Origin of the sequence: Bradyrhizobium sp. (genome assembly GCF_049512235.1) — a bacterium.
Classification (GTDB): domain Bacteria; phylum Pseudomonadota; class Alphaproteobacteria; order Rhizobiales; family Xanthobacteraceae; genus Bradyrhizobium.
On the sequence record NZ_JBEKXH010000029.1, the window covers coordinates 1 to 15,571 of the forward strand.

The 15,571-nt window shown below is 62.6% G+C and carries 14 protein-coding genes and 1 pseudogene; 12 read left to right on the plus strand and 3 right to left on the minus strand.

The annotated features are described in order from the left end of the window. Positions 1-371: 371 nt before the first annotated feature. Positions 372-2,014: pseudogene (locus ABSG20_RS04590) on the minus strand (thiamine pyrophosphate-requiring protein). A 321-nt stretch (positions 2,015-2,335) separates the two neighbouring features. Between ABSG20_RS04590 and ABSG20_RS04595 the strand changes: the two are divergent. Further along, positions 2,336-2,500, plus strand: a complete 165-nt coding sequence (locus ABSG20_RS04595; protein WP_423863306.1) for a Flp family type IVb pilin — start codon at positions 2,336-2,338, stop codon at positions 2,498-2,500. Between the two features lie 16 nt (positions 2,501-2,516). Here ABSG20_RS04595 and ABSG20_RS04600 read toward each other — a convergent pair whose 3' ends face one another. Together ABSG20_RS04600 and ku are read right to left on the minus strand one after the other, a co-directional pair. After that, positions 2,517-2,753 carry a hypothetical protein gene (locus ABSG20_RS04600; protein WP_423863307.1) on the minus strand — a complete coding sequence of 79 codons (237 nt, stop codon included), beginning with the start codon at positions 2,751-2,753 and terminating at the stop codon, positions 2,517-2,519. Positions 2,754-2,834: 81 nt separating this feature from the next. Then, entirely contained in the window at positions 2,835-3,803 is a 969-nt protein-coding gene (gene ku, locus ABSG20_RS04605; RefSeq protein WP_423863308.1) for a non-homologous end joining protein Ku, read from the minus strand. A 277-nt stretch (positions 3,804-4,080) separates the two neighbouring features. On the opposite strand from ku, the gene ABSG20_RS04610 reads away from it, so the two are divergent. From ABSG20_RS04610 to ABSG20_RS04660, 11 genes are all read left to right on the plus strand, one after another. Beyond that, positions 4,081-4,233, plus strand: coding sequence for a hypothetical protein (locus ABSG20_RS04610; protein ID WP_423863309.1), 153 nt, complete (start codon positions 4,081-4,083; stop codon positions 4,231-4,233). 138 nt (positions 4,234-4,371) lie between these two features. After that, positions 4,372-4,773: a hypothetical protein gene (locus ABSG20_RS04615; RefSeq protein WP_423863310.1), complete on the plus strand. Its 402-nt coding sequence runs from the start codon at positions 4,372-4,374 to the stop codon at positions 4,771-4,773. A gap of 16 nt (positions 4,774-4,789) precedes the next feature. Next, positions 4,790-5,053, plus strand: coding sequence for a hypothetical protein (locus tag ABSG20_RS04620; RefSeq protein ID WP_423863311.1), 264 nt, complete (start codon positions 4,790-4,792; stop codon positions 5,051-5,053). Positions 5,054-5,291: 238 nt separating this feature from the next. Then, entirely contained in the window at positions 5,292-5,975 is a 684-nt protein-coding gene (locus tag ABSG20_RS04625; RefSeq protein WP_423863312.1) for a response regulator transcription factor, read from the plus strand. Positions 5,976-6,095: 120 nt separating this feature from the next. Further along, the gene (locus ABSG20_RS04630) at positions 6,096-7,472 is read left to right on the plus strand and encodes a sensor histidine kinase (protein WP_423863313.1); all 1,377 of its coding nucleotides are present in this window, start codon (positions 6,096-6,098) and stop codon (positions 7,470-7,472) included. 143 nt (positions 7,473-7,615) lie between these two features. Further along, positions 7,616-9,016, plus strand: a complete 1,401-nt coding sequence (locus tag ABSG20_RS04635) for a hypothetical protein (protein ID WP_423863314.1) — start codon at positions 7,616-7,618, stop codon at positions 9,014-9,016. 241 nt (positions 9,017-9,257) lie between these two features. Further along, complete coding sequence (gene ccmI / locus ABSG20_RS04640; RefSeq protein ID WP_423863315.1) at positions 9,258-10,361, plus strand: c-type cytochrome biogenesis protein CcmI; 1,104 nt, start codon at positions 9,258-9,260, stop codon at positions 10,359-10,361. A gap of 120 nt (positions 10,362-10,481) precedes the next feature. Continuing rightward, entirely contained in the window at positions 10,482-10,994 is a 513-nt protein-coding gene (gene ccmE / locus ABSG20_RS04645; protein WP_423863316.1) for a cytochrome c maturation protein CcmE, read from the plus strand. After that, on the plus strand, positions 10,991-12,973 hold the full coding sequence (locus ABSG20_RS04650; RefSeq protein ID WP_423863317.1) for a heme lyase CcmF/NrfE family subunit: 1,983 nt from the start codon (positions 10,991-10,993) through the stop codon (positions 12,971-12,973). The genes ccmE and ABSG20_RS04650 overlap by 4 nt, the downstream gene beginning before the upstream one ends. A 143-nt stretch (positions 12,974-13,116) precedes the next feature. Further along, entirely contained in the window at positions 13,117-13,620 is a 504-nt protein-coding gene (locus ABSG20_RS04655; protein ID WP_423863318.1) for a cytochrome c-type biogenesis protein, read from the plus strand. Positions 13,621-13,799: 179 nt separating this feature from the next. Beyond that, entirely contained in the window at positions 13,800-15,392 is a 1,593-nt protein-coding gene (locus ABSG20_RS04660; RefSeq protein ID WP_423863319.1) for a Do family serine endopeptidase, read from the plus strand. Positions 15,393-15,571: the final 179 nt, after the last annotated feature.

Here is a 15,571-nt window from a genome sequence, read left to right on the forward strand (position 1 = left end):
CGGGTCGCGCGAATGCGCGAACCGATGGCGTGCCCACCAACTTAAGAATCATTTCAAGCAACAGGTGGTGGGCAACGGCGCGAAGAGCGCCTTTTGCCCACCCTACGAATCTAACACAGGAACCTGCCCCTGTTTCCGCCCCTGTATTAACAGGGCTTAACAGGAGCAAAGTAGCGGTCTTTCGGAGACACAACTTTCCCGATCGTCTGGATACCCCTGCTTTTCGGGATGGTTCCGGCGGGTCTGTCGACGTACTCGCCACCAATTTTGCCCCTGCACGACAAACCCGCTTAAAGCTAGCCAAACAGGGTAAATAGCAACACCCTCGGGACCTCGGGAAACGCGATCTCTTCCCCAGGGCAGGTTGCCGTTCAAATCCCCGCTCTTGCAACCTCGGTCTCCTTGGAGGTGATGAATTCCAGCAGTACCGGGATGCCGTCCCTGGTTTTCGCGATGCCGCGCCTGATGGCGGGGATGATGTCATCCGGTCGGCCGGTCGGGTCACCCGCTCGCCGTAGCCGCCGAAGGCCCGCGCCATCGCGGCATAGTCGCCCGAGATGTCGGTGGAGCGGTATTTTTCGGTGGAGATCGGCATCACCTTCAATTCGATCGCCATGCTGAAATTATTCAACAGAACAGACATGATCGGGATGCGTTCGCGCACCGCGGTCTCGAAATCCATGCCGGTAAAGCCAATGGCGGCATCGCCCCAGACATTGATGCAGAGCTTTTCGGGTTTTGCCAGTTTGGCGCCCATCGCAAGACCCAGGCCGTATCCGAGCTGGGTGGTCTTGCCCCAGCCAATATAGGATAACGGTTCGACCGGCTTCCAGAACGGCGAGAGCTGGTCGCGCGGGCTGCCGGCATCATGGGTGATGATGGTATTGCTGATGTCGACGCTGTGCTGCAGGTCCCACAGCACGCGATAGGGATTCAATGGCGCGTCGTTGCTGGTCAATTTCGGCAGCCATTTCGCCAGCCACTGCTGATGCGACGCGGCGATTTTGGCGGCGACGGCCGAGGCGTCGCGATCCCTGGCGACGCCCTTGCCGATCTCTTCGAGCAGCGCATCGAGCACCAGCCCGGCATCGCCGATCAATCCGATCCTGGCCTCGACGTCCTTGTTGAGATGGGCCGGGTCCAGCGTCGAATGGATGATGGTCTTGCCCTTGGGCATGGCGACGCCGAACGAGGTTTCGGTGAACGAGCAGCCGATGCCGAAAATCAGGTCGGCCTCGCCGAGAAATTCCGTTACCGCGCGGGGCATGGCAAGGCCGCCCGAGCCGAGCGAAAGCGGGTGCGTTTCCGGAAACGACGATTTGCCGCCGAGGCTGGTGGTGACGGGGATGGCGAGCCGCTCGGCCAGCCGCCTCAGTTGCGGCCAGGCTTGCGCGTAATGCACGCCCTGGCCGGCATAGATCACTGGCCGTTTGGCGCCGATCAGGTACGCCGCCGCTTCCCTGACATGCTCCGGGTCGGCGCCGTAGCGGGTGCGTAGCACCGGCGTATAGTTCAGCGGCTCCGGCACTTCTTCGCTCCACATGTCGGCCGGAATCTCCACGATGACGGGACCGCCGCGGCCGTTTTTCAGTTTTGTGAAGGCGCGGCGAAAGATGTTGCCGACTTCGGAGGCGATATTGATCGGCTCGGCCGACTTCGCAAAAGCGCGCATCGCATGGCTGGAATTGAAGTTCGGTTCGATGTTGGCAAGCCGCCGCGCATATCCCATCGGCAGCACCAGCACCGGCACGGATTCGCCATAGCACTGCGCCACGCCGCCCATGGCGTTTTCGGCGCCGGGGCCGTGCTGCATGCAGAAAGCGCCGATGGTGCGCCCGGAGGTGACCCGGGAGATCGCGTCCGCCATGTGCAGGCCGATGCGCTCCTGCCGTACCATGACCGGACGGATATCGGCATTGGCGGCATATTCAATGAGGTGATTGACCGGATAGCCGCAAAGGATCTCAATCCCCTCGCGCTTCATGATTTCCGCAATGGCGGTGCCGAGTTTCATGCCGATGCCTCCCTGGAACTGGCCGATGTTGGACCCGGCCTGGCAGGGATAGTTGGAACAGGAAAGCGCCGCCCGGTAAAGCGTCCGCGCCAGCCTTTTGGGGGAGCTCTGCTATCCTGTTTTGCATCGCGCTTCCGTCGTCCTGGCGGGCGGCCTATCCGATGTCCGCAGATGCTGCTTGTTGGCGTTTTCATCCGGCGCATCGGATACTTTAACGGCCGTTTCAGCATATATGGCAACGCTTTGAAAACCAATTCAAACCTAGATACGATCTGGCCTCGGCGCGGCAAACCGACCGCGCCGCGTCGACAGGAGTTTTAGATGCTGCAACTGCTTTCGAGGTTCCTGCGCGATCAATCCGGCGCGACCGCCATCGAATATTGCCTGCTTGCGGCCGGAATAAGCATCGTGATCATCACCGCCGTCAACAGCATCGGCACCAGCCTCAACACCAAATTTACCTCGGTGAACTCGTCGCTGAAATGAGGCCGGATCGCCGCGCTCAACAGCCTTGTCGATCCCCTTTCAGCGCTCGCATCACTCCGATCCGCGCGAACATCAGCCAGCCGCCGCCGATCTCCGCGGCCTTGATCAGGTTCTCGACCGCGATCTGCCAGCGTTCCTGCTGCTGCACGTTGGCCGGCAATTTCATGATATGATCGGCGGCGCCTTGCAGTGTCGTCAGGCTGCCGCCGCCGCGCAAGGGTATCGGTTCATCGAACGGCGCTGACCACGGCATTTCAGGACGGCAGTTGCGCTGGTCGCGAGTCCATGCGGCAACGGCCTGAGGTCATGATACGCCGCCACGAGTGTCGTCGCACTATCCCGCTTTCTTCGATCGGGCGGCCCCGCGCACTGCCTTCTCGGCTTTCTTCGGTTCTTGCTTCGGCTCTTGCGCCGCAGGTTCTTCCTTGGCGCGCTTGCCGCTGATCGGCAGCAGCATCTCGCGCTGGCCGGCAGCGGCCTTGCGCGGCTTCTTGGCTTTCGTCTTGGCGGGAGGCGGAGCCTCCCGCTCGTTGGCGAGGCTGCGCTTCAGGGCGTCCATCAGATTGATGACGTTGCCACCGGTTTTGGGCGCGGCCTTCGCGGTCAGGTCAACGCCGCTGCGCTTCTTGTTGATGAGATCGATCAGGGCGGATTCGTAGTGATCCTCGAACCTGTCGGGTTGGAAAGCGCCGGATTTCTTCTCGACGATGTGCCTGGCGAGATCCAGCATGTCCTTGGTGATTTTCACGTCCTGGATGTCGCCGAAATATTCCTGCTCACTGCGCACCTCGTAGGGGTAACGCAACAGCGTCCCCATCAGCCCCTTGCCGAGTGGATCCAGCGCGATGATGTGTTCGCGGTTGGTCAGTACCACGCGGCCGATTGCCACCTTGTTCATGCTGCGGATGGTTTCGCGGATCACCGCAAAGGCGTCATGGCCGACCTTGCCGTCGGGCACGAGATAATAGGGGCGGATCAGATAGCGGCTGTCGATATCCGTCTTGGGTACGAACTCGTCGATCTCGATGGTGTGCGTCGACTCCAGCGCGATGTCGTCGAGTTCCTGCTTCGAAACCTCGATGTAGGTGTCGGTATCGACCTTGTAGCCCTTGACGATATCTTCGGAGGCGACTTCCTCGCCGGTATCGGCATCGACCTTGGCATATTTGATGCGATGGCCGGTCTTGCGGTTGATCTGGTTGAAGCTGACCTTTTCGGTGTCCGAGGTCGCCGGATAGAGGGCGACCGGGCAGGTCACAAGCGAAAGGCGCAAAAAGCCCTTCCAGTTGGCGCGGGGGGCCATGGGATACTCCGGGACGCAACGGTTGCAAGATCAAGGATAGCACCAGTGAGCCGGCTTTCAAGCAAGCGGCTCCAGGATTCTCCAAAATGGCGTTAACCGTGGCTGGTGCCGCTGCGGAGCAAGCCAAGCTGTCAGCGCCCCTTTTTGCCGCTGAGCCGGCCTGAAGACGCGGGGGGCCAAATGCCCGGAACATGGTCCGGGATCGCGCGTTGCTTTTCACATCTGATATCGCCAGAGCGGCAAACTCTCTGCGCGACAGCAATTTGTCGAGGTCACCATGGCAACGAGACGGGACGATCAGATCATCAAAACCCCGACCGAAGCACGGCAGGCCGAGCCCGGGCCGTCAGTGCTCGCCCTGCTCACAGTCTCAACCGGGCTGGCGGTGCTGATCCTCGGCGTGCTCTGGTTCGCGTTCTTTCGTGCCTGATGCGCGGAACCGGTGATGGGCAGATCTTGGAACCTGAATAGATCAGTTGCGGTTCGGTTCAAGGATTGTTAACCAAGATAGAGTGTTCTAATACCGTACCGCGCCTCATGGCCGCGGCTTTGGACCGGGCATAACCAGATGCTTCAGCGTTTTTTGCGGGCTCCTGCGCACTATCTCAAGACCCACCTTGGGGATCAGGTTTTTGAGGCGCGTTCGGCCGATCGGGACGCTGAAACTGACCGGTTGCGGGTGAGCGCCATTTTGGAAGCCGTCGCAAACCAGCTGGATGCCGCGGAGCACGAGCAAGCTGGCCTCAGCCGCCGGGTCGAGGATGTACTGGCGCGCGCCGCCGTGACGCTGGGAAATGGCACCGACGAATATCTGGAACGCGAACCGCTCGACAGCCACCAGCAAGACCTGTTCGGCATCGAGATTGCCAACGGACAACGGCGCCTGCAGGAACTTGCCATGACGATCGCCCATTTCAAGTTCCTGAAGGCCGCGACATTGGACAGGTTTGAGGACCATAAGCCGATATAGCCAGCGGGGGACTGTCTTGATCTGGCAGCTTGCGCCCCCGGTCGTTTTCAACCTGCGCGCCGCAGCACCCAGCCGTGGACTTTCGGATGGCTTCGGAAAGCTTCATGTCGTTCATGGCCACGATAATTGCCCTGACGGCCCGCTGTTGTTCGAAGGCCTCACCAACCTGGACACGCTTGCCTGGCGGACCAGGCGGCTGACGATCGGGGTGTTCGATGATGACAGACCGGGCGGTCCGGTGGATTTTATTGTGGTCAAGGGATCGCCGGCCGGACGCTAGGCGCGCCGGCGTTGCTCAGGACCGCTTGGGCCGCCGATGGAGCATGTTAGGCGTTTCGCCGGTGGGCCAGGCACGGCAAGAGTATCAGTCGCGCCCGACAGCAAGGACCATGAGCCGCGGCAAAAAGTGGTTGTTAAGAAAAAGTAACCTTGCGGGGGTGGCCGTGTTCATAGGCCGTTCACGCCAGTTCCGCTCAACTTGATCGCAGATATCGTGTAGTTCACATTCGGAGACCAGCGTGCGCCTGCTCGTTGTTGAAGACGATCCCGATCTCAACCGTCAGCTCACGACGGCGCTGACCGATGCCGGCTACGTGGTCGACCGCGCCTTTGACGGCGAGGAGGGGCATTTCCTGGGTGAGAACGAGCCGTACGACGCGGTCGTTCTCGACATCGGCCTGCCGAAGATGGACGGCATTTCGGTGCTGGAGGCGTGGCGCCGCAATGGGCGTGCGATGCCGGTTTTGATCCTCACCGCGCGCGACCGCTGGAGCGACAAGGTACAGGGATTCGATGCCGGCGCCGACGACTACGTCGCCAAGCCCTTTCATCTCGAGGAGGTCCTGGCCCGGATTCGCGCGCTGCTGCGTCGCTCTACCGGCCACGCCCAGTCTGAGCTGACCTGCGGGCCGGTCTCGCTCGATACCCGCACCGGCCGGGTCAGCGTGTCCGGCAATCCAATCAAGATGACGTCGCATGAGTACCGGCTGTTGGCTTATCTCATGCACCATACCGGCCGCGTGGTGTCGCGCACCGAACTGGTCGAGCATCTCTACGATCAGGACTTCGACCGCGACTCCAATACCATCGAAGTTTTCGTCGGCCGCATCCGCAAGAAGCTGGATGTCGACATCATCCAGACCGTCCGGGGACTAGGTTACCTGCTGACACCGCCATCGCCTGGTACCTTGTCAAATCGTTGATCACGTACCGGCCTTACGCTTTTGTTCGAGCATGACATTGTGCGAAAACCGGCCTCCTTCCCACCGGTCGTGGGCCCAGGACCTTCGCTTCGGGATCATGCGTTTCGGGATCACGCGGTGATGCGCGGCAGTTCGCTCGCCACAAGGCTGTTCCTGTCGGCGACCGCTTGGGTCGTGGTGATCCTGGCCATCACCGGTATCGTGCTGTCGTCGGTCTATCGCGACGCAACCGAGCGCGCCTTCGACCGCCGTCTCAACCTCTATCTCCGTACCCTGATCGCGGAAGTCGCAACCCCCGACGAGCCGCCTGACCACCAGTTCCAGTCGTTGGGCGAGCCGCTGTTCGAACTGCCTTTGTCCGGCTGGTATTGGCAGATCACCCGCACCGACTCCGAAAAGGCCGATGTGCGCGCCTCGCGCTCGTTGTGGGACAAGAAGCTGCCGAAGCTCGAAGATCAGGGCGCCGATCTGACCGCGGCCGGCATTCGGCTCGGCTATGTCGACGGTCCCGAGGGCCAGCGCTTGCGGATGGTGGAGCGGCCGGTCGATCTCGGCGCCGACGGCAAATTTCTGGTCAGTGTGGCCGGCGACGCCACCGAGATTTTCGACGAAACGCGCAGCTTTGATTATTATCTCATCGGAACTTTTGCGGCGCTTTCGGTCGTGCTGGTGCTGACCACGATTTTCCAGGTCCGCTTCGGGCTTGCGCCACTGAAGCGCATTTCGGATGCGATCGCCGATATTCGCTCGGGTCGCGCCGAGCGGCTCGAGGGCGAATTTCCGGTCGAGATCGCGCCGCTGGCGCGCGAGACCAACGCGCTGATCGAGGCCAACCGCGAAATCGTCGAGCGCGCGCGCACCCATGTCGGTAATCTCGCGCACGCCATCAAGACGCCGCTGTCGGTCATCGTCAACGAGGCTGCCGCGCATGCCGCCGACCCGTTCGCGGTGAAGGTTCTGGAGCAAGCCGATGTGATGCGCGACCAGCTCGCGCACCACCTGGAGCGCGCCCGTATCGCCGCGCGTCCCACCATCGTCGGTACGGTCACTGAGGTCGCGCCTGCGATCGAGGCACTGCGCAGGACCATGGAAAAGATCCATCGCAGTCGCGGCATCGCCATCACCGTCAACGCCGACCCGCGGGCGAAGTTTCGCGGCGAGCGGCAGGACCTGGAGGAGATGGCCGGCAACCTTGTCGACAATGCCTGCAAATGGGCGGGGTCGCGGGTGTTCATTGAGGTAATGGCTGACCCGCCGCTCGAGCCCGGGGCCGGACCAATGCTGCGAATCATCGTCGACGACGACGGGCGCGGGCTGTCGGCGGCCGAGCGCGCCCAGGTCTCGCGTCGTGGCCAGAGGCTGGACGAGTCCAAGCCGGGTTCGGGGCTGGGGCTGTCGATCGTTATCGATCTTGCGGCCTTGTATGGCGGTAACCTTGTGCTCGGCAACGCGCCGATCGGGGGCTTGCGGGCGGAGCTGGTGCTGCCAGGAGTATAAAGCCCCGCCACCCGGAGCGGCGACCGGTTCCAGCCCCGCCGATTTTGGCGTTGCTAAAGGGCTTCTTAACGCTGAGGCATGTATCATGATGACCAGCGGACGCGTTTTGCCGTCCGTGTGACACCAATGTGCATACCGGGCGGATGAGCCAGACATCGATCGAGCGGCTGAGGGATTATCTCGGGCAGCTTCCGCCGCAGTCGCAGGCGATGCTGATGCGGGAGTTCGAGCGCGCCATTGAGCGCGGCCAAGACACCACGGTCGCGAGCCTCGTGCTCGAACAGCTGCGCAAACTCGTGCGCGGAACCGACGAAGAGGCCATGCCGCGCTCCGAAAACGCGGCGCGGTTGCTATTTCGTCCGCTGGAGCCCTTTCTCATCGATGGCAAACTTCCGGTGCGGCCGGGGCAGGTTCGCCGCTCGTCGCTGCTGCCGGTGTGGAACTGGCTGATCCGCGATGGCGCTCCCGAACTGACGCGCGAGTTCCAGGCCGCGCTGGGGCGCATGCGCGAAACCGGCGCCACCTCTGAACTCGAACTCGCGGTCCGCAAGCTGCAACTAGCCGCGGCAGATGCGATCTTCAGGATCGCCGCACCTGGCTCCGACGGCGACAAGCAGCGCGCGCTGGCCCGCGTCGGGCCACCCGAGGTGATCGAGGACCTGCTGCCGATCGGTTCAGTTTTGCGGGCTCGCGAAGTGCTGGACACCCTCAATGCCCGGCTTCCAAGCTATTTGCGGATTTTCGCGGATTCACAGATCGCGGCCGTGAGCAACTCGCTCGCGGTTGCCTCTCTGCAAACGCCGCAGCTGTTGCCGTTCGCGCTATCGCTGGTGATGCAGCGGCTGACCGCACCGTGGCAAATCATCCGCCTGGCCCTCAAGGTGGCCGGGTCTGACGATGAAATCCGCGTTGCAGCTACTTCCTACGGTGTCGCGGTCAGTATGACGCTGCATGATCTGTCGATCCTGGCGGCCAGCCTGCGAGCAGATATCAAGCGCGGCCATTTCGAAAACGTCGCCGAGCATCTCAAGAACCTTCACGATGGCGTGCGCGGCTTGCGGACCGAACTGGATATCCGCAACGATTCAGCGTGGGGCAGGCAACTGGCGGCGGTCCGGGCCGATATTTCCGACGCCCTGCAATCGGAAATCGACAGCGTACCCGGCCGCGTGCGGCGCCTGCTGCGTCAGCGTCCGGACAAGGATATCCCGGCCGGCGCCAGCGTCGATCCCACTGAAGTCGAAGAGACCGCCGCATTGATCGATTTCGTCGCGGTGTGCCGGACCTATGCCAGCGAACTCGCCATCAACGAGGTCACGTTGCGGACCTATTCGGACCTGCAGCAAAATGTCGAGCAATCCACTGAGGCGCTGGTGCAATCGCTGCGCAGCGGCGATAACAAGACGCGCCGCTACCGACAGATGCAGGTCGCGGCCGCCATCCGCTTCTGTGAAGTATTGTTTGGCCCCGACTATGCGTCGCTGATGAGCCGAGCCGCTGAAAATGCGCTTACCGGCGAACGCAAGTCTTCGCGCGCGGGTTAGCCGCCCCGTGCTGCGCGATGCCGGGATCAGACGATCCCGCTGCGGTGGCCTGGTCCATGCCGGATTCCGTCAATCCGAGGGCGTGGTGGTTGAGGTCCGCTGGCGCGGTATCTCTCGGGGCGATCAGGTTCTTGTCGCGGCCATGGCCAATTGACATTTGTCAATTGCCCGGCTTGGTACGGGTGGTGTAAAGCGGCATATCGGCGTGCTCGTGGGGCGCCATTTAGCCGGAACCTGCTTGATGACATTGTGGTTTTTGTTCGCGCTGATGACGGCCGCGGCGATTTTCGCCGTGCTCTGGCCGCTCGGCCGCACCAGCTGGCCACACCGTAGCGGCAGCGAGGCTTCGGTCTATGTGGATCAACTCGCTGAAATCGATCGCGACACTTCCACGGGGTTGATCGCAGCACCCGAAGCGGAGGCCGCCCGCATCGAAATCAGTCGCCGTCTGCTGGCCGCCGCGGAAAGCCCACGCGATCCGCCCCTGGCATCGAACACCAGAATACGCCGCTCGGCGGCGATCACGGCGATAGTCGGATTGCCGGTTGTGGCGATTGCGCTTTATCTTCCGCTCGGCTCGCCGCGGCTCGGCGATTTTCCGCTGGCGCAGCGCGCCCGCGCCCCCGATGCCAACCAGCCGCTCGACAATCTGGTGGCGCAGGTCGAGCAACACCTTGAAAAACATCCGACCGATGGTCGTGGCTGGACCGTGCTTGCGCCGGTGCTGGCAAGACTCGGCCGCTATGACGATGCGGTCCGGGCCTTTCATAATTCGATAACCTATAACGGCGAAAGTTCCGAGCGCCGCGCCGATCTGGGTGAAGCCATCGCTGCCGCCGCGGGAGGCGTCGTCACATCAGAGGCCAAGGCAGAATTCGAGCGCGCCGTTGCCTTGGACAAGGGCGAGGCCAAGGCAAACTACTTCCTTGGGCTTGCCGCCCAGCAGGACGGCCGCCCCGCCGAGGCGGCGTCGATCTGGCGGTCGATGCTTGCAACGGCGCCAGCGGACGCACCTTGGCGTCCACTGGTGCAAGCGGCACTGGCCAGAATAGGGGGGGCCACCCCCCGCGGGCCCTCGGAGGATCAGATATCGGCCGCGAAAGATATGAATGAGTCCGACCGCGGCGCAATGATCCGTGGCATGGTGGACCGCCTCGCCAGTCGATTGAAGCAAAACGGCGACGACGTCGAGGGATGGCTGCGGCTGGTCAGGGCCTATATGGTAATGGGAGACCGGGACAAGGCCATCGGCGCGCGCACTGACGCCCGTCAGGCCGTTGCCAGGGACGCGGAGAGGCTGCGGCAACTGAATGAGGGTCTGAAAAATCTCGGGCTCGATGGATAGGCATGATGCCGGAAAGCGTGAAGCGACGTCCGGATGACATCATGCGAAGGATTGGCGCCGATGATGCCGAAATGTGTGGAGCGGTTTCGGATCACATCGTGCGAAGGATGAGAGGCTGCCATGACGCGTAGACAGCGACGGTTGACAATCATTGGCGGATCGCTTGCGGTGCTCGCGGTGGCTGCAGCGCTAGTCTTGAACGCTTTGCGCGATTCGATTGTATTCTTCTCGACACCGGCCATGGTGATGGAAAATCATATTCCGGCAGGTAAACGATTCAGGCTCGGCGGCCTGGTACGGACGGGGTCATTGGTGCACGGCGACAACCTTGCGGTCAGCTTTGAGGTCGTCGACGGTAGCGCCGAGTTGCCGGTTTCCTACACGGGAATCCTCCCGGATCTGTTTCGCGAAGGTCAAGGCGTGGTCGCCGAAGGCGCGCTCGACACCTCCGGCGTGTTCAAGGCCGACACCGTGCTCGCCAAGCACGACGAGACCTACATGCCCAAGGAGGTCGCGGACGCGCTCAAGAAACAGGGGCACTGGAAAGACGATTACGGCAAGAAGCCCGATGATCGCGCGGCGACGCAGGGCGCGGTGCGCGCGGTACAGGCCGGGCAAGGAGTTTCGCAATGACCGCGGAAGCCGGACATTACGCGCTGGTGCTCGCATTGGCTCTGGCCTTGGTCCAGTCCACCGTGCCTATACTTGGCGCGCGCTGGCGCGATCCCGCTCTGATGAATGTTGCGCGCTCCGCCGCGCTTGCCCAATTGCTGTTCGTGGCCTTTTCGTTCACCGCGCTCGTCACCCTGCACGTGACTTCGGATTTTTCCGTGGTCAATGTGTACGAGAACTCGCATTCGCTGAAACCGTTGATCTACAAGATCACCGGCGTATGGGGTAATCATGAAGGGTCGATGCTGCTGTGGGTTTTGATCCTGGCCCTGTTCGGCGGCATGGTCGCGGCATTCGGCAATAATCTGCCATTGTCGCTGCGCGCCCATGTACTGGCGGTGCAGGCTTGGATCGCCAGCGCGTTCTATCTTTTCATCCTGATCACCTCGAACCCGTTCCTGCGCATCGCCGATCCGCCGATCGAAGGTCGCGACCTCAATCCGGTGCTGCAGGACATCGGCCTCGCTGTGCATCCGCCGATGCTCTATCTTGGCTATGTCGGATTCTCCATTTCATTTTCCTTTGCCGTCGCCGCCTTGATCGAAGGCCGGATCGACGCCGCATGGGCTCGTTGGGTGCGGCCCTGGACGCTGGTGGCGTGGATATTCCTCACGCTCGGCATCGCGATGGGCTCCTACTGGGCCTATTACGAGCTCGGCTGGGGCGGCTGGTGGTTCTGGGACCCGGTTGAGAACGCCTCGCTGATGCCGTGGCTCGCCGGCACCGCGCTGTTGCATTCCGCGGTCGTGATGGAGAAACGCAACGCGCTCAAGGTCTGGACCATCCTGCTTTCGATCCTGACTTTCTCGCTGTCATTGCTCGGTACCTTCCTGGTGCGCTCGGGCGTACTGACGTCGGTGCATGCGTTCGCGACTGATCCGACGCGCGGCGTATTCATTCTCTTGATCCTCTGTATCTTCATCGGCGGCAGTCTTTCGCTCTTTGCCTTACGCGCTTCGGCGCTGAAGCAGGGCGGCCTGTTCGCGCCGATCTCGCGCGAGGGCGCGCTGGTCCTGAACAACCTGCTTCTGACCACGGCCTGCGCGACGGTGTTTTTCGGAACGCTGTATCCGATGGCGCTGGAAGTGCTGACTGGCGCCAAGATTTCGGTCGGCGCGCCATTTTTCAATCTCACCTTCGGCCCGCTGTTTCTTGCTTTGATGATCGCGGTGCCGTTCGGACCGTTGCTGGCGTGGAAGCGCGGCGACCTGCTCGGCGCCGCGCAACGCCTGACCGCGGCCGGCGTGGCGGCGTTGTTCGCCATCGCGCTGACGTGGGCCTGGACGCACGGCGGCGGCACGCTTGCACCGCTCGCGATCGGGCTCGCTGTCTTTGTTATCGCCGGGGCGGTAAGCGACTTCTTCGAGCGCACCGGCTTGTTACGGCTGCCCTTTGCAAGTGCGATCAGTCGCGCGCGCGGATTGCCGCGTTCGAGCTGGGGAACGATGTTCGCGCATGCGGGCGTCGGCATCGCCCTGATCGGCATCGTCTGCGAGACCACGTGGAACAGCGAATACATCGGATCGATGAAGCCCGAAGACGTCGCCAAGGTCGCCGGCTACGAACTCACGCTGGACGACGTGACACGGAGGCAAGGGCCGAATTTCAGCGAGATGATGGCGCGCTTCACCGTCAGGCTCGACGGTCAGCTGCTCAACGTCATGACACCATCAAAGCGCAACTACCCGGTGCGCGGATCGTCGACCACCGAAGCCGCGTTGCTGTCGCGCGGCGCGAGCCAGCTCTATATCTCGCTTGGCGACACCGCCGCCGACGGCGCGATCGCGGTGCGGATCTATTACAAGCCGATGGTGCTGCTAATCTGGTTCGGCCCCGTGCTGATGGCCTTCGGCGGCATGTTGTCGCTGTCCGACCGCCGGCTGCGCGTCGGTGCGCCGAAGCCGGCGAAGGCTGCGCGTGGACTGCAGGCGGCGGAGTAATCTCTATCCCCACTCCGCCCATAGGTCGCGCGGTCGCACCGCCGGTGCTAAAGTCCGCGGGCGTCTCGAGGATGAAACTTTTTGCGATACGATCATCGAGCCGCGTGCTTCGGATGCTTCTTGGGGATGAGGGAAAAGACATAGTGCGGAAGCTGATCGCGATTTCGTTCGCCGTGGGGATGGTGGCCTTTGCTGCTTCGGCCGCCCGTGCCGTGCAGCCTGACGAGATCATGCCTGATCCTGTGAAGGAAGCCCGGGCGCGCGGTCTGTCGCGCGAACTGCGCTGCATGGTGTGCCAAAACCAGTCGATCGATGATTCCGAAGCACCTTTGGCGCGCGATTTACGGCTGTTGGTCCGCGAGCGGCTCGCGGCCGGCGACACCGACGCTGAGGTGATCGACTTTCTGGTCGCGCGCTATGGCGAATTCGTGCTCCTGAAGCCGCGATTCGAACCCCGCACCTTGTTGCTCTGGCTAGTGCCGCCGCTGGTGTTGGCAGGAGGCGGTTTGGCGCTGTGGAGGCAGAGCCGGCGGCGTGCCCTGGCTACCGGGGCGGGAGCGGGGGCTGTCACCCCCCTCACTCCGGACGAGGAAGCTCGGCTGGCGGCCTTGACCGCGACCGATGTGCCTGCGGACAAAGCGCGATAGGCACCCGCTTCAGCCAGGCGAACCCTCGGTCGGGCCTGCGATAAACTGCCGCATTCGCCAGCCCTTTCATTACAAAAGTTTAATTCCCTCGCCAGCGCGCTGTAAGGCGGAAATCCCCATCTTGAGCGTTGTCAGGTGCTTGCCCTGGCATCACCGATACAGGCCCTGGAGATCAATGCATGAACGAACGCCCGACCGATCTTTCGTCCCTTCCATCGTACCGCGCGCCCCGACGTTCGGTGTTCTCCGCGCGCAAGTTCGCGCTGATGGCCTCGGTCGTTGCCGGCCTCGGGGTCGCGGTTTTCGGCTTTGGGCCTTCGCATGGTCCGGTGGACATCTTCAGCAGCGCCGCGCATGCACAGGTCAACAATGATGTCCGTCAGGTGGCAAAGCCCGTCGGCTTTGCCGATATCGTGGAGCGCGTGAAACCGTCGGTGATTTCGGTCAAGGTCAACATTAACCAGAAGGTCGCCAAGGATGAAAGCGGCGACAATGACGACACGCCGTTCCAGCCGGGCTCGCCGATGGAGCGTTTCTTCCGACGCTTCGGCGGACCGGACGGTTTGCCGCCGGGCCTGCGCGGCATGCCCCGCGGACGGGGCGCGGTGACTGGCCAAGGCTCCGGCTTCTTTATTTCCGCCGATGGCTTTGCAGTCACCAACAATCACGTCGTTGACGGCGCTGACAAGGTTGAAGTCACGACTGACGACGGCAAGATCTACAAGGCGAAGGTGATTGGCACCGACGCGCGTACCGATCTGGCGCTGATCAAGGTCGAGGGCGGTTCGAACTTCCCCTTCGCCAAGCTTTCCGACGGCAAGCCCAGAATCGGCGACTGGGTGCTCGCGGTCGGCAATCCCTTTGGCCTCGGCGGCACGGTTACCGCCGGCATCGTCTCGGCCAGCGGACGCGATATCGGTAACGGTCCGTACGACGATTTTATCCAGATCGATGCGCCCGTGAATAAGGGTAATTCCGGTGGTCCGGCCTTTAACACCGAAGGCGAGGTGATGGGCGTCAATACCGCAATCTATTCGCCGTCGGGCGGCAGCGTAGGCATCGCATTTTCGATCCCGGCCTCGACCGTCAAGAACGTAGTTGCGCAGCTCAAGGACAGGGGTTCGGTCAGCCGCGGTTGGATCGGCGTCCAGATTCAACCCGTGACGCCTGATATTGCCGACAGCCTCGGGCTGAAGAAGGCGGAGGGCGCGCTCGTTGCCGAACCCCAGGCCAACGGTCCGGCAGCCAAGGCCGGCATTGAGTCAGGCGACGTGATCACGGCGGTCAATGGCGAAACCGTCAAGGATGCCCGCGAACTGGCCCGCACCATTGGCGGCATCGCGCCCGGCAATTCGGTCAAGCTCAACGTGCTGCATAAGGGCCAGGACAAGGTCATCAACCTCACGCTTGGTCAGCTGCCGGCTCTGCAGGAAGCCAAGGCCGACAGCGACGATGACAGCGATAAAGGCGGCGCCGCCCGCGGCACCGAAGTGCCGAAGCTCGGCCTGACGCTCGCGCCCGCCAACAGCGTCGCCGGCGCCGGCAGCAAGGACGGTGTTGTGGTGACCGAGGTTGATCCGAAGAGCGTCGCCGCGGAACGCTTCAAGGAAGGCGATGTGATCCTCGAGGTCGCGGGAAAGAGCGTCGCCAATGCCGGTGACGTGCGTGAAGCAATCAAAGCCGCAGCCTCTGACAACAAGAACAGTGTGCTGATGCGCGTTAAGCGCGGCAGCCTGACGCAATTCGTCGCGGTGCCTCTGGCAAAGGGCTGAGCGCCTTACGAGATGGAGGGTGTCGCCGGCACAGTCGCCCCCGCCGACGGCTCTTTCCGGGGGGCGGGTCAAAAGCCCGCTCCCTCAGGTTCCTTTCGGCGGAATACGCCCCCCTCCGTCGGAAGGTTGAAAGGGCGGTGAGGTCCCCCCAGCCTCACCGCCCGCTTTCTTTGCTTGAG